Origin of the sequence: Vibrio sp. MM46 (assembly GCF_027587135.1) — a bacterium.
Lineage (GTDB): Bacteria > Pseudomonadota > Gammaproteobacteria > Enterobacterales > Vibrionaceae > Vibrio > Vibrio harveyi.
The window spans coordinates 57,491-77,985 of sequence record NZ_JAPPTO010000026.1 but is presented as its reverse complement, the minus strand read 5'-3'; the positions used below and the strand labels follow the sequence as shown (position 1 = coordinate 77,985).

General features: G+C 44.9%; 23 protein-coding genes. 20 read left to right on the top strand and 3 right to left on the bottom strand.

The window, feature by feature from the left end; genetic code table 11:
* Positions 1-288 precede the first annotated feature (288 nt).
* Entirely contained in the window at positions 289-645 is a 357-nt protein-coding gene (locus OH459_RS23040; protein WP_005530256.1) for a YibL family ribosome-associated protein, read from the bottom strand.
* An 84-nt stretch (positions 646-729) separates the two neighbouring features.
* Positions 730-1,725, bottom strand: a complete 996-nt coding sequence (locus OH459_RS23035) for a 2-hydroxyacid dehydrogenase (RefSeq protein WP_269989002.1) — start codon at positions 1,723-1,725, stop codon at positions 730-732.
* A gap of 176 nt (positions 1,726-1,901) precedes the next feature.
* On the opposite strand from OH459_RS23035, the gene OH459_RS23030 reads away from it, so the two are divergent.
* Positions 1,902-2,384 (top strand): L,D-transpeptidase family protein, encoded by a 483-nt coding sequence (locus tag OH459_RS23030; RefSeq protein ID WP_005453241.1) that lies wholly within the window; start codon positions 1,902-1,904, stop codon positions 2,382-2,384.
* Between the two features lie 20 nt (positions 2,385-2,404).
* Here the strand turns inward: OH459_RS23030 and OH459_RS23025 are convergent, their stop codons facing one another.
* Positions 2,405-3,121 (bottom strand): glycerophosphodiester phosphodiesterase family protein, encoded by a 717-nt coding sequence (locus OH459_RS23025; RefSeq protein ID WP_005453243.1) that lies wholly within the window; start codon positions 3,119-3,121, stop codon positions 2,405-2,407.
* A gap of 271 nt (positions 3,122-3,392) precedes the next feature.
* Here OH459_RS23025 and OH459_RS23020 point away from each other — a divergent pair, with 271 nt between their 5' ends.
* The 19 genes from OH459_RS23020 (at position 3,393) to OH459_RS22930 (ending at position 20,479) form a co-directional block, all read left to right on the top strand.
* Positions 3,393-4,346: a lactate/malate family dehydrogenase gene (locus OH459_RS23020; RefSeq protein WP_009702515.1), complete on the top strand. Its 954-nt coding sequence runs from the start codon at positions 3,393-3,395 to the stop codon at positions 4,344-4,346.
* Between the two features lie 161 nt (positions 4,347-4,507).
* Complete coding sequence (locus tag OH459_RS23015) at positions 4,508-5,173, top strand: response regulator transcription factor (RefSeq protein WP_005453247.1); 666 nt, start codon at positions 4,508-4,510, stop codon at positions 5,171-5,173.
* Complete coding sequence (locus tag OH459_RS23010) at positions 5,173-6,546, top strand: sensor histidine kinase (protein WP_049538112.1); 1,374 nt, start codon at positions 5,173-5,175, stop codon at positions 6,544-6,546. Before OH459_RS23015 ends, OH459_RS23010 begins: the two co-directional genes overlap by 1 nt.
* A gap of 196 nt (positions 6,547-6,742) precedes the next feature.
* Entirely contained in the window at positions 6,743-8,827 is a 2,085-nt protein-coding gene (locus OH459_RS23005) for a TonB-dependent siderophore receptor (RefSeq protein WP_061066161.1), read from the top strand.
* A gap of 75 nt (positions 8,828-8,902) precedes the next feature.
* Positions 8,903-9,670, top strand: a complete 768-nt coding sequence (locus tag OH459_RS23000) for a DUF3450 domain-containing protein (protein ID WP_005453251.1) — start codon at positions 8,903-8,905, stop codon at positions 9,668-9,670.
* On the top strand, positions 9,671-11,038 hold the full coding sequence (locus tag OH459_RS22995; protein WP_009696843.1) for a MotA/TolQ/ExbB proton channel family protein: 1,368 nt from the start codon (positions 9,671-9,673) through the stop codon (positions 11,036-11,038).
* Positions 11,038-11,592 (top strand): MotA/TolQ/ExbB proton channel family protein, encoded by a 555-nt coding sequence (locus tag OH459_RS22990; RefSeq protein WP_005453261.1) that lies wholly within the window; start codon positions 11,038-11,040, stop codon positions 11,590-11,592. Before OH459_RS22995 ends, OH459_RS22990 begins: the two co-directional genes overlap by 1 nt.
* On the top strand, positions 11,589-11,993 hold the full coding sequence (locus OH459_RS22985) for an ExbD/TolR family protein (protein WP_005453262.1): 405 nt from the start codon (positions 11,589-11,591) through the stop codon (positions 11,991-11,993). Before OH459_RS22990 ends, OH459_RS22985 begins: the two co-directional genes overlap by 4 nt.
* The gene (locus OH459_RS22980; protein WP_005453264.1) at positions 11,993-12,613 is read left to right on the top strand and encodes an energy transducer TonB; all 621 of its coding nucleotides are present in this window, start codon (positions 11,993-11,995) and stop codon (positions 12,611-12,613) included. The genes OH459_RS22985 and OH459_RS22980 overlap by 1 nt, the downstream gene beginning before the upstream one ends.
* On the top strand, positions 12,610-13,782 hold the full coding sequence (locus OH459_RS22975) for a tetratricopeptide repeat protein (protein WP_269988993.1): 1,173 nt from the start codon (positions 12,610-12,612) through the stop codon (positions 13,780-13,782). Before OH459_RS22980 ends, OH459_RS22975 begins: the two co-directional genes overlap by 4 nt.
* 212 nt (positions 13,783-13,994) lie before the next feature.
* Complete coding sequence (locus tag OH459_RS22970) at positions 13,995-14,840, top strand: CPBP family intramembrane glutamic endopeptidase (protein WP_269988991.1); 846 nt, start codon at positions 13,995-13,997, stop codon at positions 14,838-14,840.
* Between the two features lie 136 nt (positions 14,841-14,976).
* Positions 14,977-15,606, top strand: coding sequence for a PepSY-associated TM helix domain-containing protein (locus OH459_RS22965; protein ID WP_009696845.1), 630 nt, complete (start codon positions 14,977-14,979; stop codon positions 15,604-15,606).
* Positions 15,607-15,631: 25 nt separating this feature from the next.
* The gene (locus tag OH459_RS22960; RefSeq protein WP_009696846.1) at positions 15,632-16,171 is read left to right on the top strand and encodes a DUF2271 domain-containing protein; all 540 of its coding nucleotides are present in this window, start codon (positions 15,632-15,634) and stop codon (positions 16,169-16,171) included.
* A gap of 16 nt (positions 16,172-16,187) precedes the next feature.
* Positions 16,188-17,018, top strand: a complete 831-nt coding sequence (locus tag OH459_RS22955; RefSeq protein WP_005453274.1) for a DUF4198 domain-containing protein — start codon at positions 16,188-16,190, stop codon at positions 17,016-17,018.
* 44 nt (positions 17,019-17,062) lie between these two features.
* The gene (locus OH459_RS22950; protein WP_005453276.1) at positions 17,063-17,383 is read left to right on the top strand and encodes a hypothetical protein; all 321 of its coding nucleotides are present in this window, start codon (positions 17,063-17,065) and stop codon (positions 17,381-17,383) included.
* A complete protein-coding gene (locus OH459_RS22945; protein ID WP_269988988.1) occupies positions 17,380-17,931 on the top strand; it encodes a DUF6162 family protein in 552 nt (183 codons plus the stop codon). The genes OH459_RS22950 and OH459_RS22945 overlap by 4 nt, the downstream gene beginning before the upstream one ends.
* Positions 17,932-17,955: 24 nt before the next feature.
* Positions 17,956-18,879 (top strand): metal ABC transporter solute-binding protein, Zn/Mn family, encoded by a 924-nt coding sequence (locus OH459_RS22940; protein WP_029789613.1) that lies wholly within the window; start codon positions 17,956-17,958, stop codon positions 18,877-18,879.
* On the top strand, positions 18,879-19,604 hold the full coding sequence (locus tag OH459_RS22935) for a metal ABC transporter ATP-binding protein (protein ID WP_269988986.1): 726 nt from the start codon (positions 18,879-18,881) through the stop codon (positions 19,602-19,604). Before OH459_RS22940 ends, OH459_RS22935 begins: the two co-directional genes overlap by 1 nt.
* Positions 19,604-20,479, top strand: coding sequence for a metal ABC transporter permease (locus OH459_RS22930; RefSeq protein WP_005453280.1), 876 nt, complete (start codon positions 19,604-19,606; stop codon positions 20,477-20,479). The genes OH459_RS22935 and OH459_RS22930 overlap by 1 nt, the downstream gene beginning before the upstream one ends.
* The last annotated feature ends 16 nt before the right edge of the window (positions 20,480-20,495 follow it).

The window sequence follows — 20,495 nt, the reverse complement described above, 5'->3', positions numbered from 1 at the left end:
TGGCGTTTGAGAATGAGACGGGATTTGCATCAAACCCCTAGTCAGTCGAGCCCTCGATCTCAAAACGATTAAGAAGTCTCGCTAGAAATAGCGGGGCTTTTGTCGTTTTTAGTATTTGGAAATTAGCTAAAGCTTTGCCACCACGAGAATTTGAAAACGAACAGGTTGCAGTGTCACTCATTATCTATAATGGTGATTTTTCTAAGCTTAACTTTATGAATTTTGGGCACAAAAAAGCCCAAGCTAAGCAGCTTGGGCTTTTTAATATCTGTTGTTTAAAAAGAGTGATTAGAACTCTTTCGGAGCAAAACCTGTCATTACGTCTAGGCGCAATTCTTTACCCACTTTTGTTAATGGGTGAACGATAACTAGACCACGAACACGCTTCTTAAGCTTACCAATGTCTGCTTGCTCAGCTTTTGTGATTTCACGAGAAAATGGCATATCAAGCAGGCTCTTACGCTCTTTGTTCAGTTCGTATGTTTGCTTGTGCTTAAGTTGGTTAAGTTTCTTCGTTAGGTCGTCAACTTCATTCGTGAACTTAGTAATCATTTCATGATCACCACGAGAACGTGCCGCATCCAGTTTGCGTTGGCAAGTATCTAAACGGTTGTGCAGCTTTTGAATATCGGTTTTTATGCTCATGGTAATTGGACTCAAATTTTTAATGGTCGAGGAGTATAGCATAGCTGAAATTCAACGCTCTACTATACTGTTCGATCTATTGATTTAGTTGATCAGTTCATTACCTGATGCGTTGCCAGCAAAGAAAGCATCCACGTTATTTAAAGTCACTGAGGCAATGTTGTTTAGTGCTTCGTGAGTCAGGAAGGCTTGGTGTCCAGTGAACAACACGTTGTGACACGCGGATAGACGACGGAACACGTCATCAACAATGACATCGTTTGACTTGTCTTGGAAGAATAGGTCTTTTTCGTTGTCGTAAACATCTAAACCTAGTGCGCCAATTTTGCCTTGTTTCAGTGCTTCAATTGCGGCGACAGAATCAAGCAGTTCACCACGGCTGGTATTAATGATCATCACACCATCTTTCATCTGCGAGAATGCCTTCTCATTCAATAAATGATAGTTCTCTTCGCTCATTGGACAGTGCAGCGAAATGACATCTGCGTTCGCATAGATCTCTTCAAGAGAGCAGTAGCGAGCGCCCATTTCCAATGCTAGAGGGTTTTCATATGGGTCGTAGCAGAGCAGCTCCATGCCTAAACCTTTAAAGATACGCATGGTTGCAATGCCAATCTTGCCTGTACCCACAACGCCAACTGTTTTGCCATGGAAGTTGAAGCCAACCAAGCCTTCCAGGTTGAAGTTTGCATCACGCGTGCGCTGGTAGGCTTTGTGTAAGCGTCGATTTAAACACATCATCATACCGACAGTATGCTCAGCGACAGCTTCTGGGGAATAAGCCGGGACGCGCACTACTTGAAGTCCAAGCTCCTTTGCTGCTTCTAAATCGACTTTGTCGAAGCCTGCGCATCGCATCGCGATTAATCTGGTCCCACCAAGAGAAAGCTGTTTAAGTACTGGTGCGGATAAATCATCATTTACAAACGTACATACGACTTCACAGCCCTGAGCCATTTTTGCGGTTTTTGAAGTTAATCTAAAATCATGGTAGTGAAATTCGAAGTCTCGATGGTTTTTAATTTTATTGAAAGACGCTTCGTCGTAGGATTTCGCACTGAAAAAAGCAATGTTGAGCATAATACCCTCTCTATTTGTGCTGAATTTATAAAGTAATCTCCTTATAAAGTAATCCAAGTTAGTCATAATGAGTAGTGAAATTTGCACATATTAAGTTTGCTTTAGTATTACCTTGTGACTAGCATGGTTGCTCTTTTTTATGTTCCCTTAGAATGGGTGAGTTAGGCGTTCTGGCGATGTCAGTAAAATGGTTGTCTTTAATCTTGTGTTGTTCTTTTGTTCCTTTTACACAGGCTGCTGTGGACTTGGTCAAAGTAGACAAATCAAAACGCAGAATGTACCTAATGGACAATGGCGAAGTGGTTAAAGAATATCGGATTGCGTTAGGGGCTAATCCGAAAGGGCACAAGCAGGAAGAAGGGGATAACAGGACTCCAGAAGGTGACTACACTCTAGATTATGTGATTAACGATTCTGCTTTCTATCGCTCTGTCCACATCAGTTATCCAGATGTAATTGATCGCTTGGAAGCGCACCGAAGAGGTGTCTCTCCGGGCGGAGAGATCAAGATTCATGGCCTCAAAAATGGCGAGACACAGTCCCCTCAGTTTATCCAGAGCTTTGATTGGACCAATGGGTGTATCGCCATCACCAATGAAGAGATGGATGAGTTTATAAAGCTAGTTAAAATGGGAACGCCAATCACCATTGAGTGGTAATGGAGCGCCTAGTTTCAACCCTATTCTTGAGACATAAAGCGGCTTGGATGGTCGCTGAAGATGCCATCTAGCGCCGGCAAGTGTTTCAACTTGTTTGGGTTATTCACTGTATAGCACATTACCTTATATCCGGCTTGCTGCAGCTTCTTAATTTGACGGGAACGAACCCAGTTAATATTGAGGTTGCAACTGTATGCGTTGACTTCTTCTAACAGTAGCCCGTCTTTACGGGTAAAGAACTCACTTAGCACACCCAATCTGTAGCCTTCACAGTGCTTGTATAGCGCTCTTATCACGTCGTGACTAAAGCTCGACAAAAGGATAAATTCTTTGGTCAATGGTCCTTCAGAAAGGGTTTTAGCGACTATCTTCGCGACATCCTCTGCTGAATGGTGGTCAACTTTCACTTCGATATTAAGATTTAGGTTGTTTTTCGCAGCGAGCCCCAGCAACTCTGACAGCGTCATGATCGATTCATTGCTGAACTCTGTACTGAGCCAACCACCAAAATCTAACGTTTTTAGCTCAGCTAAAGTCATTTGATCAACACGACCTTTGCCGTTGCTGCAGCGGTTTACTGTGTGATCATGACATACCACTAGTACATTGTCTTTGGTGGGTTGTACATCAACTTCAACCCAATCAAGACCCAAATCTATAGCGGCTTGAATACTGACTTTGGTGTTTTCTGGGTACTTGCCTGCCACGCCTCGGTGACCAATCAATAGCGTTGTCATATACGTCTATTCTCAATTAGAAACTGCAAAGAATTGTACTCCTTTTTTGTACCTGCAATAGAGTTTAAATGTATGAAGTGATTAAATGATGGTTATTGATGCATATATAAAGAAGAAATTTCCATCATTTAAACGTCATTAAGTCGAGAAAGGCTAGCTTAGGTAGGTATTCTGGGTAACATAAAGTGATTGGACTTTTATGCTCTTACTGCCCAAGTTTTTAGTGGGAACGCAAAGTGAGGGCATAACTTTTATTATCAGGGAGAGAAGTATGAAAATTGGTGTAATTGGCGCAGGTGCCGTTGGTGTTGGAGTATGTAATTACTTACTGACCATGGGCAGTGTAAGTGAGTTGGTTCTATTGGACCAAAACTTAGAGCGTGCTGAAGGGGAAGTCTTCGATTTCCGTCATACCACTGCACTGACCTTCTCGAAAAACACTCACATCATTCCTACTGACGACTATCTCGATCTTCTCGGCGCTGATATTGTCGTAATCACTGCGGGAGCGCAGATTAAGCAAGGTCAGACGCGAATTGATATTGCAGAAATCAATGCCAAGATAGGTGTTGAGATTGCACGTAAAGTCGAACGAGTAGCCCCAAATGCAACCCTCATTGTTGTATCTAACCCTTGTGATATTGTCGCGCACTTTATTGCAACCAATACAGGCTTTGAGAATAGCAAAGTGATCAGTAGTGGCTGCGTGATCGATACTGCGCGCTTGATGAGCATTGTTGCCAATCGCGTGGATTTGGACCCGAAGAACATCTTTGGTTATGTTCTCGGTGAGCATGGTAGCAATTGTTTTACGCCAAAGAGTTTGATTTCAATTGCAGGACAACCTGCAGATTTCTATTGCGATGCCAATAATGTAGAGCGTATCGATGCAGACGAATTGCTCGAAGCCGTTAAGCAAGCTGGGTATGAGATTTTCCGTCGTAAACAAAATACCGTTCATGGGATCGCTGCAAGTGTGTTTCGTATTATTCAGGCAATCAAGATCAATGAACGATCAGTTTTGCCTGTGGGGACCATGATGACGGGTCAATATGGTGTTAATGGCGTGGTATTGAGTTTGCCTACTGTTGTTGGCAAGAAAGGTGCAGAGTCAGTACTCACTCATCCATTTACACAAGAAGAGCTAGATACACTTCATTCGATTAGTATCAACTTACGAGGCATCGTTGAAGATGTCGCCAAAGTAACAGGTTTAAAGTGTTGATTTAAATAATTAAAAAATCAGTATTTCTTGCGATAAAAGCCGACTGAAAAGTGGGCTTTTTTTATGTCCAGTTTTCGTACAGAAACCTTAGAATCTATGGTTGTTTAATCTGCAAATGAGTAATAGAATGCGAACCATTTTTATTTGAGTTGGTATTGGTAATGTCCCGAGTTCTTATCGTAGATGACGATGTTCCGTTGTGTGAATTATTGGAGGCGGTGTTACAAGAAGAGGGTTACACCGTTTCATCTGTCCATTGTGGGGAAAGCGCTTTGCAATACATGGAGAAGACGCCAGTTGATCTTGTTCTTCTCGATGTCATGCTACCAAATCTAAATGGTATGCAAGTTGCGCGTCGTATCTGTCAACGTTTCGCGACGCCGATCCTCATGCTAACGGCATTAAATGATGAGAACTCGATGCTAGATGGCTACCAAGCAGGCGCAGATCAGTACATCGGCAAGCCCTTTAATGTACCTGAATTGTTGATGCGCATTAAAGCAATTCTTCGTCGCGTAGGATTAGAACGTCAAAGACAAGCTATGTGCTGCACAGTGCAAAGTATCAGTGATCAGCTGAACAGTTTGCCGCTGACAGGTACTGAAGCAGAGTTACTTTGCTATTTGGTAAAAAACCAAGGCGTTGTGATTTCTAAAGCCGAATTGCAAACCGAGGTTTTGAAGAAAGAGCTAAGTCCGTTTGATCGCAACTTAGACATGCACATCAGTAATATTCGTCGTAAATTGGTGGAAGCGGGATTGTCCAAACAGCACATTAAAACGTTTCGTGGAAAAGGTTATAGCTACCTAGAGGCTGTGACGAATTAATGAAATTTGTGTGCCCATCCTATATAGCCAAGCGTCGAGATAGTCTGGCTTTTAAGCTATTTACTTACATGACGGCGATCGTCATCAGTATCCTTGCTGTACAAGCTGTCGCTGAGCAAGCCTTAGTAAAAGCAATGCTAAAAGTACCAGCGAGCGTAAAAGCAGAAATGTTGGACTTAGCGCATCAAGCCAATGTTTTGATCGAAGACGGAGATATGGATGAGCTTGCGGATTGGGCGAATGCACAACACTTTTACTTATTCGTGTTAGACGAAAATCAACACCCACTTACCCATCGCCTGATGCACCCTCATTTTGAGTTCAAACTTAAGTTTAAAAGACGTTTAGATGAACAACTAGAAGGCAGAGTTAGTCGCCCAATTTTCAGTATTCCTCTTGTGGGCAACAACAGTTTGGTCATCCAACTGCCTCATCGTTTACACCCAGCTCATGACTTTATTCTCTACTTTTCGATACTGAAAGTTGTGATTGCAGCGGTCATTCTGGCGCTGTTTTCTCTATTAATGGCAAGGAACTTACAGCAACCTTTAGACCGACTTCGTGAGGCGAGTAAGAGGCTATCAAATGGTGATTTTACTGTCAGTGTGGTTGATGAACTGAAATCAAACACACGAGAATTTAATGAACTGGCGCAAGACTTCGATCATATGACCAAGGAGATCCACTCTTTGGCTGAGAAACAGCGTCGATTAATACGTGATGTTTCACATGAACTTCGTACACCATTGGCGCGACAGAACTTGGTGTTACATCTGTTACGAAAGCGTGTGGGTGAGAGTGAGCAAAGCCTTGTCACTCGCATGGAAGAAGAAGCAAATGAACTCAATCACTTGATTGGTGAGATACTCGAAATCAGCCGTTTGGAGAACGCACGCTACGATACTGAGATGAAACGTAGCGACTTAGAAGTTATGCTTGCTCCTCAGGTTGAGCGTTGCAAGATCGACCTAAAAGATCAACAAACTCTTACTTTTAAATCGGACGCGACAAGGACAAAAGCCCAGTGTGACGACACTTTAGTCGTGCGCTGTTTGAACAACTTGATTGGTAACGCGATCAAGTATGCGGGCGACTCTGCGCAGATTAATGTGTGCTTAACAAATAAATCCACCGATAAGCACCACTACTTAGCTGTGACCATTGCTGATAATGGTCCGGGTATTCCACAGGATAAATTGTCCGACATCTTTGACCCATTTACTCGATTGGATGCTTCCAGAGACAAAAAGCTTGGTGGCTATGGTCTTGGGCTCGCAATAGTAAAAGAATCGATGCGAATGATGGGAGGAAAAGCCATCGCCACAAACCGAGTGGATGGTGGGTTGAGTGTAACATTGTTGTTTAGGCAATAGATCGCTCGCGGCTATTCGTGATTTAGATCACGTTCGAACAAAGTATTACTCTCATGCCCTTTACAAAAGTTTACGAATGCAAAGAATGTAAATTTAATGCAAATGGTAATGGTTATCACTTATATTCTCTCGCAAAATAAGTAGAAGGGAATCACATAGCACCTATGTGTAACCCAACATTTTGGAGTGAATGTGCATGTTTTCTAAAAGCCAACTGGCGTTAGTGATTGGAGCGGTGTTAGCAGCACCTGCCGTGGCGGAAGTTCAAAAAGCGGATGAGCACCTTGTTGTTGAAGGTCGCGAGTTTGGTTACAAAGCAGATACCAATACAACAGCAATGCGTATGGAAATGACGCAACTGGAGACCCCAGGGCAAGTTGCTGTGATTGATGAAGCGGTTATTGATGAGCAGCGTGCAAGCACGTTAGGTGAAGTGCTAAAAAATGACGCGAGTGTTAGTGCCGGTGGTACGAGTCGTAACCGTGAGCGTTTCTCATTGCGCGGTTTTGAACTTAGCAGTTCTGACGGCTTTTTACGTGATGGTCGTCAGCACTGGTCACACTACCGTCAGCCAATTGAGCTTTTAGAGCGTGTAGAGATACTTAAAGGTCCATCAGGTCTACTTTACGGCAAATCTGAGCCAGGTGGTCTTGTGAACATGGTTTCTAAGAAGCCAACAACAGAAACACAAGTTAGCTTGAGCCAAGATATTGGTTCAAACGATCACTCACGCACTGTTTTAGATGTGAGTGGTGCACTGAATGAAGAAGAGACATTGCGTGCGCGCGCAATTCTTGCAAAAGAGAGTTACGGCTCTTGGCGTAAGTATGGTGATGGCACAGAGCCACAAACTGACCGAGTTGTCGGTGGTCTGGTTGTTGAATACGACATTACCGAAAACGTGATGGTTTCTGCTCATTATGACAGGACTAAAGATGAAGGCAGTGTGGATTCTGGTGCTTACATTGTAGACGGTAAGCCTGTGCTTGGAGACAAGTATATTTGGGATGCGCAATGGTCGAAGATTGATAACGATGTAGAAAACTACGGTATCGATATTAATGCGCAAGTCGCGGATAACGTAAACGTCAAAGCAGGATACAACCGTCAAGATTTCAAGCGTTTTGATGTGGAGTCTTACCCTAAGTTTGACGACTATGAAGAAAAAAATGTGATTAAGCACAAAGGGAATGATCGTTCAGACAATTGGGTGTTTGATACTGCGTATGTAGACGTTACGACTGACTTCTCTTTGCTTGATACTGATAACACACTTTTAATTGGTGCAAACTACCTAGATTACAGTTATGACCGCTTTATGGCATTCCACCAAGAGTCTAGTGTCCAGCCGGGTCAAACGGTGCCAAAGCCAGGGTATCGTAGCTCGAAAAAATGGCCGACTAGCGAGCATGATACATGGGGTATCTACGCGCAAAATATGATGACAATTAACGATTACTGGCAGGTACTTGCAGGTGTTCGTTACGATGAAAAGCGCAGTGAAACATTAACAGAAAGCCAAGTATCACCAAAGCTAGGCGTTATCTTTCATCCTGCGAGTAATGGTTCAATCTATGTTCAGTACTCTGAAAGCTTCATGCCACAAGGTGCTGTGGCTGACTCTGACTTTACCAATGATGGAGAAGAACTAGAGGCTGAGCGTGGTATTTCTTATGAAGTGGGTACTAAGTGGGAACTGTTTGATGAGCGTTTATTCTTAACCGGTGCGCTGTTTGACATCACATTAGAAAATGTACGATTAGATATCGTCGATCCTAACGACTCAAAAAAACAGATTGCTACTCAAGATGGTGAGCAAGTGCACCGAGGCGCTGAAATCTTAGCGCAAGGATTTGTTACAGATAAGCTTTCGTTAACTGCTTCTGCAATGTATCTAGATGCAGAGATTACAGAAAGTGCAAAACTAAAAGGCAATCGCCCAGCTGATGTGCCTGAGCTTTCTGCAAGCGTCTGGTCTAGCTACAAGGTCCAAGACAACACGAATGTAAACTTGGGCGTGATTTATGAGGGTGAGCGCTACGGTGACGCAGCGAACACGTTTAAGAAAGATGGGTATGCGCGTGTTGATATGGGCGTGGCGTACACACACAAGTATGATGAGAACTTAGATATTGTGGCCCGATTCAATGTTGAAAACGTGTTTGATACTGAATACCTAGCTGGTGGCGGTAGTACGAACCCGGACAACTATGATGGTGCAACAAATGTAGTGATAGGCGAAGGTCGAAACTACATGGCAACAATTCAGTTCAAGTACTGATAACAATATGATTTTTAAAGGGGAAGATTGGTCTTCCCCTTTAGTCGTTTTTAGAAAACAGAAAATATAACTCGTATGAATCTAATGAAATCAAGTATCGCTCTGTTGATCTCATCGGTTTTGATTCCCGTTCAAGCGGAAAATCTTAACGATGCACAAGCAGTGCAGAGTAAAACCAATCAAGCATCGGCTGTTAGCCAGAAGCGTATTGATGTAAGTGCAGAGAAATCTTTGACTCTTGAGGCTGAAATAGAGCAGTTACAAGAAGAAGTTGGCAACTTGAAGATTTATCGTGATCACCTATCTAGTTTGGTAGACAGTCAAAACGAAGAAGTGGCTAGTCTGAATGAGCAAATCGAACAAATCGCTCAGACTCGCCAAGGTGTCGTGCCACTGATGTACCACATGCTTGATGGTCTTAAGAGTATCGTCGCTAATGATAAACCGATCCGCAAGGCACAACGTGAAGAGCGTATTGCAAAGCTGGATGCAATGATGACTCGCGCAGACGTCGCAGATGCTGAGAAGTTCCGCCGTATTCTTGAGGCGTACCAAATTGAGATGGACTATGGCTCTAAGATTGGTGTTTACCAAGGCAAGATAGCATTAGATGGTAATGATCAAGTCGAAGCCGATATCCTTTACCTAGGTCGTGTTTCATTGGTTGCACGTAGCTTATCAGGTGAGCACTTCTGGAGCTGGTCACAGCAACAAAAAGAATGGCAAGCAGTGGGCACTGAGCAAAAAGCGGAACTAGACAAAGCGTTTGCGATGGCGAACAAACAGATTGCACCGAGTATGCTTACTCTGCCAGTGTCTCTTAACGTAGCGGAGGGCAAATAAATGATGAAAAAATGGCTATCGGTTGCGCTGATTTCTTCTGCTGCTCTTCTACCTCACACAACATTCGCTAGTGACGCATTATTGCAGAAAGCACAACAAGAAAATCGTCAACAGCAGTCGCACAATGTGGCTCGTGAATCTGGTTTTAAGAAAACGCAGCAAGAGTTGCAAGCGATGAAAAACCAGCTTGTTGCCGAGCGTGCAGCGTTGCAAGCAGAAGCGGACACCCTGAGTGTTACGTTCAGCGAAAACGAATCGCAGCTTGCCCAACTTGAAGAGAAACTTCGCCTAGAAACAGGCAGCTTAGGTGAGCTTTTTGGCGTAGTTCGTCAAAATGCAAAAGAATTGGAGTCGGAGCTTAAGTACTCTGTAACAGGTGTCGACGCTAACTCATACCAAAAAAACATTGATGATATCGTTGCAGCGAAATCACTGCCGACATTACCTCAACTGCGTGCAATGTGGCGCAGTATGGAAGAGCAAGTCAAAGCAAGTGGTGAGATGGCGAATGTGTCATTCACCTTGTTGGATGGTGAGGGCCGTGAGCAAAATGTTGATGGTGTCCGTCTAGGCTCAATGGCGTTGTTGGACAACGCAGGCTATGTGAAGTGGAATGGTCAGCGTGGTGATGCGGTGAATTATCTGCGTCAGCCTGAAAACGGTCCTACGGCAAGCACATTAAGCTCAGGAGACATTGACTCACTCGTGATTGACCCATCGCGTGGCATTCTCCTTGACCAGTTAGCAAATTCTCCAACCATGGCAGATCGCCTAAACGCAGGTGGCGTGGTGGGTAAGATCATCCTTGGTTTACTCGCTATTGGCTTGATCATCGCGCTGGTTCGTGGTGTGTCATTGATCATCGCTCGTCAAAAGATCGCGAAACAACTTAAGAGCCCAACTCAACCAGAGGATAACCCTCTAGGTCGAATTCTAGCGGTATACCAAAAGGATAAGCACCGTAGTGTTGAAGCGTTAGAGTTGCGTCTATTGGAAGCGGTAGTTGATGAACAAACTCACCTTGAGAAAGGCTTATCGATGCTTAAGCTGCTTGCCGCGCTAGCACCTATGCTGGGTCTGCTTGGTACGGTAACGGGTATGATCGAAACTTTCCAAGTTATCACTCAGTTTGGTAATGGCGATCCAAAAGTCATGGCGGGTGGTATCTCAATGGCACTTGTGACAACTGTCCTTGGTCTTGTGGCTGCGATGCCATTGCTTCTTGCTCATAACGTATTGAGCTCTCAAGCAGAGAACATTCGCAATATTTTAGAAAAACAAGGTATTGGTCTTGTGGCAGAACAAGCTGAACGTGATATGCCAAAGGGTAAAAATGCCTCTAACACGGTAGCGGAGAACGCAGCGTAATGGAGCAGATCCTACTCAACACATTGGGTTTGATCAGTGAGGATTGGGCCTCGACCTTGGCGAGCTTTATGCAGCAAGGCGGGCAGATCCTATGGTGGCTGGCTGCCGTTGTAGCGGTATGCTGGCTGCTGGTTATGGAGCGTGTTCTTTATCTGACAACGGAATTTCCGAAGGTGAAGAGACAGCTTTGTGAACAGTGGCTCGCAAGAGCAGACCACCACTCTTGGTACGCGCATCAAATCCGCGAAGGATGGATTGCAAAGGCACAAATTGAACTGCGCCAAAACCTATCAACCATCAAAGTATTGGTTGCAATTTGCCCAATGCTAGGTTTGTTAGGCACGGTAACGGGCATGATCACGGTTTTTGACGTGATGGCAACACAAGGCAGTAGCAATCCGAAATTGATGGCTTCCGGTATTTCACTTGCAACACTACCTACAATGGCAGGTATGGTTGCAGCACTTGCAGGTATGTTTGTACATGCTCGTTTAAGCAAAGTGTGTGAACGCAAAGCCCTCCAGTTAGAACAATCTTTAAGGAGTCAGAAGTGAGACTCGGACGTAGACCAAATCAACAAGATGAAGCCCAGATCGATTTAACCTCGATGCTGGATATCGTATTCATCATGTTGATCTTCTTCATTGTGACTAGCTCATTTGTACGTGAGTCAGGTGTAGAAGTTAATCGCCCACAAGCTTCCAATGTGGTCAGTCAAAAAGACGCAGGCATCTTTATCGCCGTGACGGCAGCAAATGATGTCTACATCGACAAACGTTTAGTGGATATTGAGCGTGTTGAAGCCACCATTGAGCACTTACTGCTGGAGCAACCAGACGCAGCGCTTGTAATTCAAGCGGATGAGCATGCTTACAATGGCACGGTTGTGAAAGTCATGGATGCCGCGAAAGGCGCTGGTGTGAAGAACATTGCTTTGGCGGCGGAGAAACCTTAATGAAAAGGCTATTACTCGCGCTACCCGTGTCAGTTTTGATTGCGGTGAGCTTGTTTAGCTTTATGGCGTGGATGGTCGATAAAGGCAATCAGCGAGCACCAAAGCCCTCTGAAGCGGTGCGCTTTGATATGGTTATGATCGAGAATGATGCGGATGTTCAGCGTCGTCAACGCTCGGTTCCTGAACAGCCAGAGCCACCAAAAGCGCCAGAGCCGATGGATTTGTCTCAGGCTCAAACGCAAGTTGAGCCGATGAGTCAAGTGACGCCAATCAGTGCATTGGGCTTGAACACTTCTCTTGATGGTATTGCTATTAGTGCTCCAAACTTGAAAGGCACTATGGGTAATCAGCAAGCGATCCCTTTGTATAGCCCAGAGCCACGCTATCCGAGTAAGGCACTGAAACGCAAAATCGAAGGTTACGTGATGCTACGTTTTACTATTGATGCTGCGGGGCGTCCAAAGGATATCGAAGTGCTTGATGCCAAGCCAAAACGTATGTTTGAGAAAGAAGCGATTCGAGCATTGAAGAAGTCGAAGTATCAGCCGAAGGTTGAAAACGGTGTCTCAATTGAGCAGTACGGGCAAACCCGAAAAGTGGAGTTCAATTTAGCCAAATGATGAAGAAATTCTTAATCGGTGCAGTATTGAGCCTATGCGCTTTTACGACGACTGCCAATGAACTGAGTCAATACACCGCGACTCGTGTTCAACGTGCGCATAATTTGGTTCAAGACGAAAAGTTGCAAGAAGCTATTTCAACGCTTGAAGCATTAGAGTTATCGCGCGGTTATGATCGTGCATTTGTCGCGCGTATGCTTGGGATTTTGTACTGGCAAAATGAGCAAGTGAAGTCGGCTATCAAGCAGCTAGAGATTGCGGTTAATAGCGGTCTCTTAGACGATGATCAAGCTTGGCAAACGCGCAAGATGTTAGCGGATATGTTGCTTAACGAGCAGCAATTTTCAAAGGCATTACCTCACTACTACGACTTAAGTAAATCTGTTCCTGAAACTCAGAAGGCATATGAGATTTGGTTGCGTATCGCTCAGTCTCACTACCAGTTGAGTCAATGGAACAAAGTCTTGTCTGCGATGGGGCGCTATGAAAAGTTTGGTCAGCCAGATGAAATTGGTCCTTTGTCTATCAAGTTGTCAGCCGAACTTGAGCTGCAAAAATGGAAGCCAGCCATCGGTACGATTAAGCGTTTGATTGCGATTGAACCTGAGCGTGTGGAGTGGTGGCGTCAGCTAGCTGCGCTCTATCTTCGTGTTGATGATAACAAACGCGCTCTTGATGCATTGGCGCTTGCAAAACTAAAGGGTATCGCACTTAGTCAAGATGATTTACGACTTCTTGCTCAGTTATATGGTGCGCGTGGTATTCCAGAGCGCGCAGCTTTGGTGCTAGAAGAGGTGAAAGACATCAACTCAGACAGCAAGTTAAAAGCGCAGCAAGCGACATATTGGCAAATAGCAAAAGAGTGGGACAAATCGATTGAGAGTTGGCATGTTGCGGCTCAATTGGACAGAAAATATAACTGGAACTTGTCCCAGTTATTAGTGCAAGAAGGTCATTACAAAGAAGCGTTAGCGACGTTGGATAAAGTGACTGGTCGTAAGGCTGATGTGGCGCTGGTGAAAGCCCGAGCTTACTACAAGTTGAAACGCTTTGAGGATGCGCTTGCAAATGCGAAACGTGCCAATGAAATTAAGCCGTCGACTCAAGCTGAGAGTTGGGTGAAGTACCTAACGCAATTGCGCAAAGCCAAAGCAAGCCAGAATAGTTAATGCGTATTTCATAGCATCGAAAGACCCGAGTCAGATCTCGGGTCTTTTTGTTTTTATAGAAGTGAGCAGGTTCGATTTCTTTTAATCGCTGCTGCGTCTACAAACTAAGTCATTCTCGTTGCAGCAAATATCTCGAGGTTACTTGGGGACAAGGTTATATTACAACTACCCAGCACTAAGACTGGACCGTCAGTTTTTATAAGGATAAATACATGATTCTTGATTCTGCCATTTTGATTTGGCTACCGCTTGTATTAGCAATTGGCGCGGCATTTGCTCGGCAACAAAGGGCAGCCTTCGCATTGCTTGGACTTACACTGCTGGGTGCATTTGTTTTTGATCGAATTGAGCTCATTGCGCTGATCAGTTCGTTGGTTGTTCTTGGAGTCTCATACCGGTTGCCGATGCTGGCATTGAATCCAAAGATGAAACCTATTTACTACCTAGGGTGGGGGATTGTCGTCCTTTGGTGTGTGATGCTTTTTGTCTATTTGATCCCTGGCTTTAATAATCTGCAAGTTCTCGACAAGGTATCCGCGGGACCACAGAGTGCGCCATTCTCAATGTATCTTAATCTGGACAAGCCACTTGCCTTCTTTGCTCTCCTTCTTGCTTATCCTATGCTGCTTGGCGGTGAGTCAAAAATAAGAATAAAGCCTGCGCTGCTGGTGATGATACCCCTGCTTTCACTATTGCCAGTTGCCGTTATGCTTGGTGCTCTAAAACCGGAGTTTAATTTGCCGTCATGGTGGTGGCTGTTTGCTTTGAATAACCTCGTATTAACTTGTGTTGCAGAAGAGGCTTTATTCCGCGGGTTTATCCAGCAGTCATTATCTCGTCGTTTTGATTGGCGATTGGGTTTGGTGGTGGCGAGCATTTTGTTTGGTTTAGCTCATTTTGCAGGCGGTCCACTGTTGATGGTATTTGCTGGACTTGCAGGGATAGGGTACGGTCTTGTTTTCCACTTCACTGGGCGCCTATGGTGTGCTGTGTTAGCCCATTTTGTGTTCAACTTCTGTCACTTGGTTTTCTTTACTTACCCAATCTTAGCTCGATAAGATTTTCCTATAGGCTCTTGCCTCCATGTGCGGGAGCCTTTCTATTCTATCAAACGTAAACAATGTAAATTAAATGCCAATAAGAATGATTATCACCTAAATTAAGCCCTCATTTATTGGTGATGATTGTTTTTTTATGTTGCTCAAAAGCAAAGGCGTCCAAACTTGGGCTCGCCGTCTGCACATTTACGTTTCCATGGCTCTTTTATTGGTGACCTTGTTCTTTGCCTTAACGGGCATCACCTTGAACAGACCAACATTGTTTGAGCGCAGTGAGCCAATCATTCAACAACACACACTCACGATCCCTTCAAAGCAACTTTTTGCAACTGAAGGCAGCTTCCAACCCAATCGTTCGGCTCTATTGAACTTCCTAACTCAAGAAACCCATTTGCGCGGCACTCCGTCGGCTTTGGATGTTTATACCGAAATCGAAGATGGAGAGTTAGTGATTGGCGAGCTTTCTTTGGATTTTAAAGGTCCGGGTTATAACGCTACCGTTTTTGTTGATATGACCACGGGAGAGGCTGAAGTTGAAACAACGAATTACGGCATTGTCGCGCTACTGAATGATCTGCACAAAGGTCGCAATAGTGGCGATGCTTGGAAGTGGTTCATTGATATCACTGCATTATTGATGGTGTTCTTTGTTCTAACCGGAGTGTGTTTGCTACTACCAAAGAAAAAGACTTTAAGAACGTCGATGCAGTGGATGGCTTTTGGCACCTTGCTGTCGCTCGTTATTTATTTTGTTGCTGTGCCATAACAGCCTCTATTCAGAGAATTCCCCTATGTTAAACACAGACCGATTTTTGCGTCGCAACTCATTAAGCAAACTAACACTTATTGCTGCGCTGATGCCTCTTTCGCTTTTTGCTGCCCCCTTGCCTGATCGTGCCAAAGTCGATTTTGAATTTGAGTTGCCAAAAATTGATACATCAATGTACGCCCGTCCTTATGTTGCAGTATGGATTGAAGATGATAAGCGCAAGCCGGTAAAAACCATCCAGTTATGGGTTGGTAAAGATGAATGGCTAAAAGATCTTCGAAGCTGGTGGCGAAAGGTGGGTCGTTATGATCGCGAATTAGTGGACGCCGTGACGTCTGCTACTCGTCCCGCTGGTCAATACCGTTTTATTTGGGATGGCACCAATGATGAAGGTCTGCGACTCGAACAAGGTACTTACACGTTGCATGTTGAAGTGGTACGCGAGCACGGTGGACGGAATTATTTGCGACAAAAGATGCAACTAGCGGACAGCGAAGTTCGTTATCAAATCAAACCAACCCAAGAGACGGGCATGATTACCGTCAACTACCAAGTTAAGTAATAGAGAAGGAACAACGATGAAAACCAAAATGAAAGCGGTGGCACTAGCAAGTGTAATGGCGATGGGGCTAGCAGCTGCAACAACAGCACAAGCGCACCCTCGTTGGGTTTTGCCTTCTCACTTTACAGTATCAAAAGAAGGTGGTGATTGGCTGACGTTTGATGTGACTGCCTCTCACGGTACGTTTGTTTTTGATAAACCAGCGGGCAGCGATCAAGCATTTGTGATCATGCCGGATGGTCGTTCGGAGCGTCCGAACTTTGTTGTTCGTGGTAAACGTCGTTCGATGTTTGATTTCTACTTTGAAGAAGAAGGCACACACAAGGTCGCGATCAACAACCAACCAAGCTACTACACCCAATACAAAGCGGGTCGCCGCGACACAGTTAAGTGGGCTCGAGCAAGTAAAGCTGATCGCGCAAGTGTTATTCCAGAAAAAGCACGTGATGTTGTTACGCAACTGAGCTATACCCGAGCGGAAAGTTACGTGACGGTGGGGATGCCGACAGAAAAAGCGCTGGAAATTGAAGGCAAGCTGCTAGAGATGAAACCGATCACTCACCCATCAGACATCATTGAAGGCGAAGCGGTGACTTTCCAATTCTTCTTTAATGGTGAGCCTCAACAAGGTGTCACAGCCGAAATTACTCGTGAAGGTACCCTTTACCGAAACCACCAAGAACAAATGGATGTCGTGAGTGATAAAGAAGGCAAAATTACGTTTACTCCAGAGGTGGCTGGTCGCTATTTGATGAAAGCCAACTATAAAGGTGAGCTGAAAAACGATCCTCTCGCAGATAAAGCCAGTGTGAATGTTCATCTAACGTTCGAAACGCAATTAAATTAATCAAGTTTAGGCTCAGTGCTCCACTGAGCCATTTTGGATACACCATGAAAAACAGCTCTATTCTTATCGCTTCCGCTCTTTCGGGCGGCTTACTGTCCTTTCAAGCTGCGGCGCACTTTCCATTAATGAGCTGCCATTTAGAACAAGACAAAGTCATCTGTGAAGCAGGTTACTCCGATGGTTCTACCGCAGTGGACTATGACGTTGAAATGTACGATTACGATGACAACTTGATTGCCAAAGTAACCACTGACAAGCGCTCTATCGCTGAGTTCACTCATCCTCAAATGGATTTTTATCTTGTTTTCGACGCAGGGCATGAAAACCCAGTAGAAGTTGATGTGGTTGAGTTGAAAGAGAAATGATCACTCAGAAAATTCGACCGGATAATGGCAGTCGTGAAGGTAAATGGGTGGCATTAACCATCGCCGGCATTCTTGCTGTGTCTGCCGCCTTATTGCCCTATCATCAGACCGAAGCTGAGCACGCAAAAGCACTCGAGCATCAAGTATTGATGACTGACCTGGGGCAAGAAGAATTGGCAATGGTTGCAGAGCTTAAACTTGCCCATGAGGAAATTCGTGATCTCCACATTGATGAGGGTAAGTGGCCTGAAGTCAGTGAACTTGAAACGTTTTGGCTCGCTCCATTTGTTAAAGACCAAAGTTGGCAGCGCAAAGGTTCTCATCAATGGCAGATGTTGGATGCAGGACTTTATCTTGGCTTGAGACAGGACGATGAAGGTTCAGCTTCGATGCTACTTGATAGCCGTCACGAGCATGCTGATATCTGGTTTTCTACGGCTGTTTCTATCGATATCGAGGACTTAACTCAGCAAAGTCAACGAAAGCTAAGTGGTTGGCAACAAATCGTGTTAACGCCTTCTTCTCCTGCAAGCCCTCATAAGCATTAAGCAATAACCAACATGATAACAACTATGAAGACACGCTCTCTCTTACGTCGAATTCTAACGGCTAGTGCTTTACTGGTCGCTTCCGCTTCAAGTTTTGCCGAAACGCTCAACATTGGTATCACTTTGCAACCTTACTACAGCTATGTAAAAGCGGTGGTCGGTGATAAAGCCGAGATCATTCCTTTGGTCGATGCAGGGTTCAATCCTCATAACTATTTGCCCCAACCCAATGATCTTAAAAGACTGAATCAGATGGATGTGATTGTCGTCAATGGTATTGGGCATGATGATTTTGCTCTGAAAGTTATTCAAGCTGCGCAGCGCGACGATCTGGTGGTGATTGAGGCAAATAAGGAAGTTCCACTATTGCCTGCTATGGGGCAATCCGTTGGTAAAGGCGCAGTGAATCCACATACCTTTGTTGGACTATCCACCACGATTCAAAAGGTTTACACCATTGCCAGTGAGTTGAGCGAACTTGACCCAGAAAACGCAGCTTTTTATCGAAAAAATGCGCGAAAGTACGCAAAAACGTTTCGCCTTTTAAAGCGTGATGCGATGTTGTCTCTAGGGCAGCTAGATACAGCAGGTATGAAGGTCGCAACAACGCACAATGCTTATGGATATATTCTGCAAGAGTTTGGCGTCGATGTAGCCGCGGTAATCGAACCTGCTCATGGCGTAGAGCCAAGCGCTAGTCAGCTACAGGAAACCATCGAGAAGATCCGCCAATCTGGTATTGATGTTCTATTTTACGAGCTAAATATGCCAAATCGTTTTGTTGATACCATCGAAGAGGCGACGGGCGTGAAGCTATATCGCTTTTCTCACATGACGCACGGCGAATACGAAGCCGACAAAGTCGAGGTGGAGATGCGCGACAACGTAGCAACCTTAATAGAGGCGATGAAGTTTGTTGCAAGCAAGCATGAGCAGGAGAAAGCCTAATGCGAGGTCCTTCGATTTCTCTTGATAAAGTCTGCTTGCAGTACGGGGACAACCTTATTCTGCAAGACATTCAGACTTGCTTTGAAGCGGGTCAATGCCATGTGATTATGGGACCAAACGGCGGTGGCAAAACATCATTATTACGTTCGGTTTTAGGACTTACGCCATTTTCGGGTGACATCTCGGTGCATTGGGTGGAGGCTGAGCAAGCCGGAAAAATTGGTTACGTACCACAAAAAGCCATGTTTGAAGCCAGCTTACCTTTGACGGTCATGGATTTTGTACTGCTTAACCAAACGCGTGTGCCTCTGTTTTGGCGCAGTAAAACCAAGCAAGCTCAACAGGCGTTAGCTCAATTAGAGCGTGTTGGTATGGCAACAAGAAGTGATCGTCGTATGGGACAACTATCTGGCGGTGAGCAACAGCGTGTTCTCTTCGCCCAAGCTCTACTCGATAATCCAAGCTTACTTGTTCTAGATGAACCGACAACGGGTATGGATGAGCAAGGGGTACGTTATCTAGAAGGTTTGATTCATGAAGTGGTAGCAGAAGGTAAAACCGTTCTTGCTGTCCATCATGACGTAACAGCGGTGCGCCGTTTGGATGCGCAGGTGCATGTTGTCAATCGTCAAATCGTCGCTTCGGGGCATCACTCTGAAGTATTGAGTCCTGAGCGTATTGAGTCTTTGTTTAAGCACTACACGGCAAAAGTGGAGGCGGCGTAATGGATTGGTTAAGACAATTTGCCCTCAACGGAGTAGAAGCCGGGTGGCTCAGTGACAGCTTCGCTTATGCGTTTATGGTTAACGCAATTGTTGCAGCGCTAATTCTTGGTCCGTTACTGGGCGGTTTGGGCACCTTGGTCATCGCGAAGCGTTTGGCGTTCTTTTCTGAAGCCGTTGGTCACGCAGCGCTGACTGGTATAGCGATCGGTGTGCTACTTGGTGAACCACCGGAAAATCCATTTATCGGGTTATTCAGCTTCTGCATGATTTTCGCGCTATTGCTGCATTTCGTGCGAAATCGAACCAACGTTCCCTACGATACACTCGTGGGTGTGTTCCTCGCTCTTGCTTTGGCAGTCGGTGCTGCCCTGCTGATGTATGTGGCACGAAAGATCAATATTCATATGTTAGAGAACGTTTTGTTTGGCTCGATCCTGACGGTGACAGACAGAGACATAACGATTCTTGCGGTGAGCTGTTTGATCATTCTATTGTTACTGATTCCGACCTTTAACCGAATCTTACTGACTTGCATTAGCCCTGACATCGCGCGTGTTCGTGGATTCAACACCAGCTTTTATGACTACCTGTTCGTCATGATGATTACGCTCGTGACAATCGCAGCAGTGAAGATTATCGGTGCGGTTTTGGTTGGAGCGTTACTGCTTATTCCGGGGGCAACGGCACGCTTGCTCACTAAGCGAATGGGCAGTTTTGTTTTGCTTTCATCCTTATTGGCTACCGTTGCCTGCTTGGTTGGAACCGTTTTGCCAATGGAACTTGAATTGCCGGTACCGTCTGGCGCCTCAATTATTATTGTCTCTGCTGCGTTTTTCCTAACGGCAACGATCTACCGCATTGTGCGAAAAGCTTAAATCTGGATAACCAATT

Bases quoted from the DNA above. Each gene is read 5' to 3' on its own strand.
- OH459_RS23040 (WP_005530256.1), bottom strand. From the start codon at position 645: ATGAGCATAAAAACCGATATTCAAAAGCTGCACAACCGTTTAGATACT.
- OH459_RS23035 (WP_269989002.1), bottom strand. From the start codon at position 1,725: ATGCTCAACATTGCTTTTTTCAGTGCGAAATCCTACGACGAAGCGTCT.
- OH459_RS23030 (WP_005453241.1), top strand. From the start codon at position 1,902: ATGTCAGTAAAATGGTTGTCTTTAATCTTGTGTTGTTCTTTTGTTCCT.
- OH459_RS23025 (WP_005453243.1), bottom strand. From the start codon at position 3,121: ATGACAACGCTATTGATTGGTCACCGAGGCGTGGCAGGCAAGTACCCA.
- OH459_RS23020 (WP_009702515.1), top strand. From the start codon at position 3,393: ATGAAAATTGGTGTAATTGGCGCAGGTGCCGTTGGTGTTGGAGTATGT.
- OH459_RS23015 (WP_005453247.1), top strand. From the start codon at position 4,508: ATGTCCCGAGTTCTTATCGTAGATGACGATGTTCCGTTGTGTGAATTA.
- OH459_RS23010 (WP_049538112.1), top strand. From the start codon at position 5,173: ATGAAATTTGTGTGCCCATCCTATATAGCCAAGCGTCGAGATAGTCTG.
- OH459_RS23005 (WP_061066161.1), top strand. From the start codon at position 6,743: ATGTTTTCTAAAAGCCAACTGGCGTTAGTGATTGGAGCGGTGTTAGCA.
- OH459_RS23000 (WP_005453251.1), top strand. From the start codon at position 8,903: ATGAATCTAATGAAATCAAGTATCGCTCTGTTGATCTCATCGGTTTTG.
- OH459_RS22995 (WP_009696843.1), top strand. From the start codon at position 9,671: ATGATGAAAAAATGGCTATCGGTTGCGCTGATTTCTTCTGCTGCTCTT.
- OH459_RS22990 (WP_005453261.1), top strand. From the start codon at position 11,038: ATGGAGCAGATCCTACTCAACACATTGGGTTTGATCAGTGAGGATTGG.
- OH459_RS22980 (WP_005453264.1), top strand. From the start codon at position 11,993: ATGAAAAGGCTATTACTCGCGCTACCCGTGTCAGTTTTGATTGCGGTG.
- OH459_RS22975 (WP_269988993.1), top strand. From the start codon at position 12,610: ATGATGAAGAAATTCTTAATCGGTGCAGTATTGAGCCTATGCGCTTTT.
- OH459_RS22970 (WP_269988991.1), top strand. From the start codon at position 13,995: ATGATTCTTGATTCTGCCATTTTGATTTGGCTACCGCTTGTATTAGCA.
- OH459_RS22965 (WP_009696845.1), top strand. From the start codon at position 14,977: ATGTTGCTCAAAAGCAAAGGCGTCCAAACTTGGGCTCGCCGTCTGCAC.
- OH459_RS22960 (WP_009696846.1), top strand. From the start codon at position 15,632: ATGTTAAACACAGACCGATTTTTGCGTCGCAACTCATTAAGCAAACTA.
- OH459_RS22955 (WP_005453274.1), top strand. From the start codon at position 16,188: ATGAAAACCAAAATGAAAGCGGTGGCACTAGCAAGTGTAATGGCGATG.
- OH459_RS22950 (WP_005453276.1), top strand. From the start codon at position 17,063: ATGAAAAACAGCTCTATTCTTATCGCTTCCGCTCTTTCGGGCGGCTTA.
- OH459_RS22945 (WP_269988988.1), top strand. From the start codon at position 17,380: ATGATCACTCAGAAAATTCGACCGGATAATGGCAGTCGTGAAGGTAAA.
- OH459_RS22940 (WP_029789613.1), top strand. From the start codon at position 17,956: ATGAAGACACGCTCTCTCTTACGTCGAATTCTAACGGCTAGTGCTTTA.
- OH459_RS22935 (WP_269988986.1), top strand. From the start codon at position 18,879: ATGCGAGGTCCTTCGATTTCTCTTGATAAAGTCTGCTTGCAGTACGGG.
- OH459_RS22930 (WP_005453280.1), top strand. From the start codon at position 19,604: ATGGATTGGTTAAGACAATTTGCCCTCAACGGAGTAGAAGCCGGGTGG.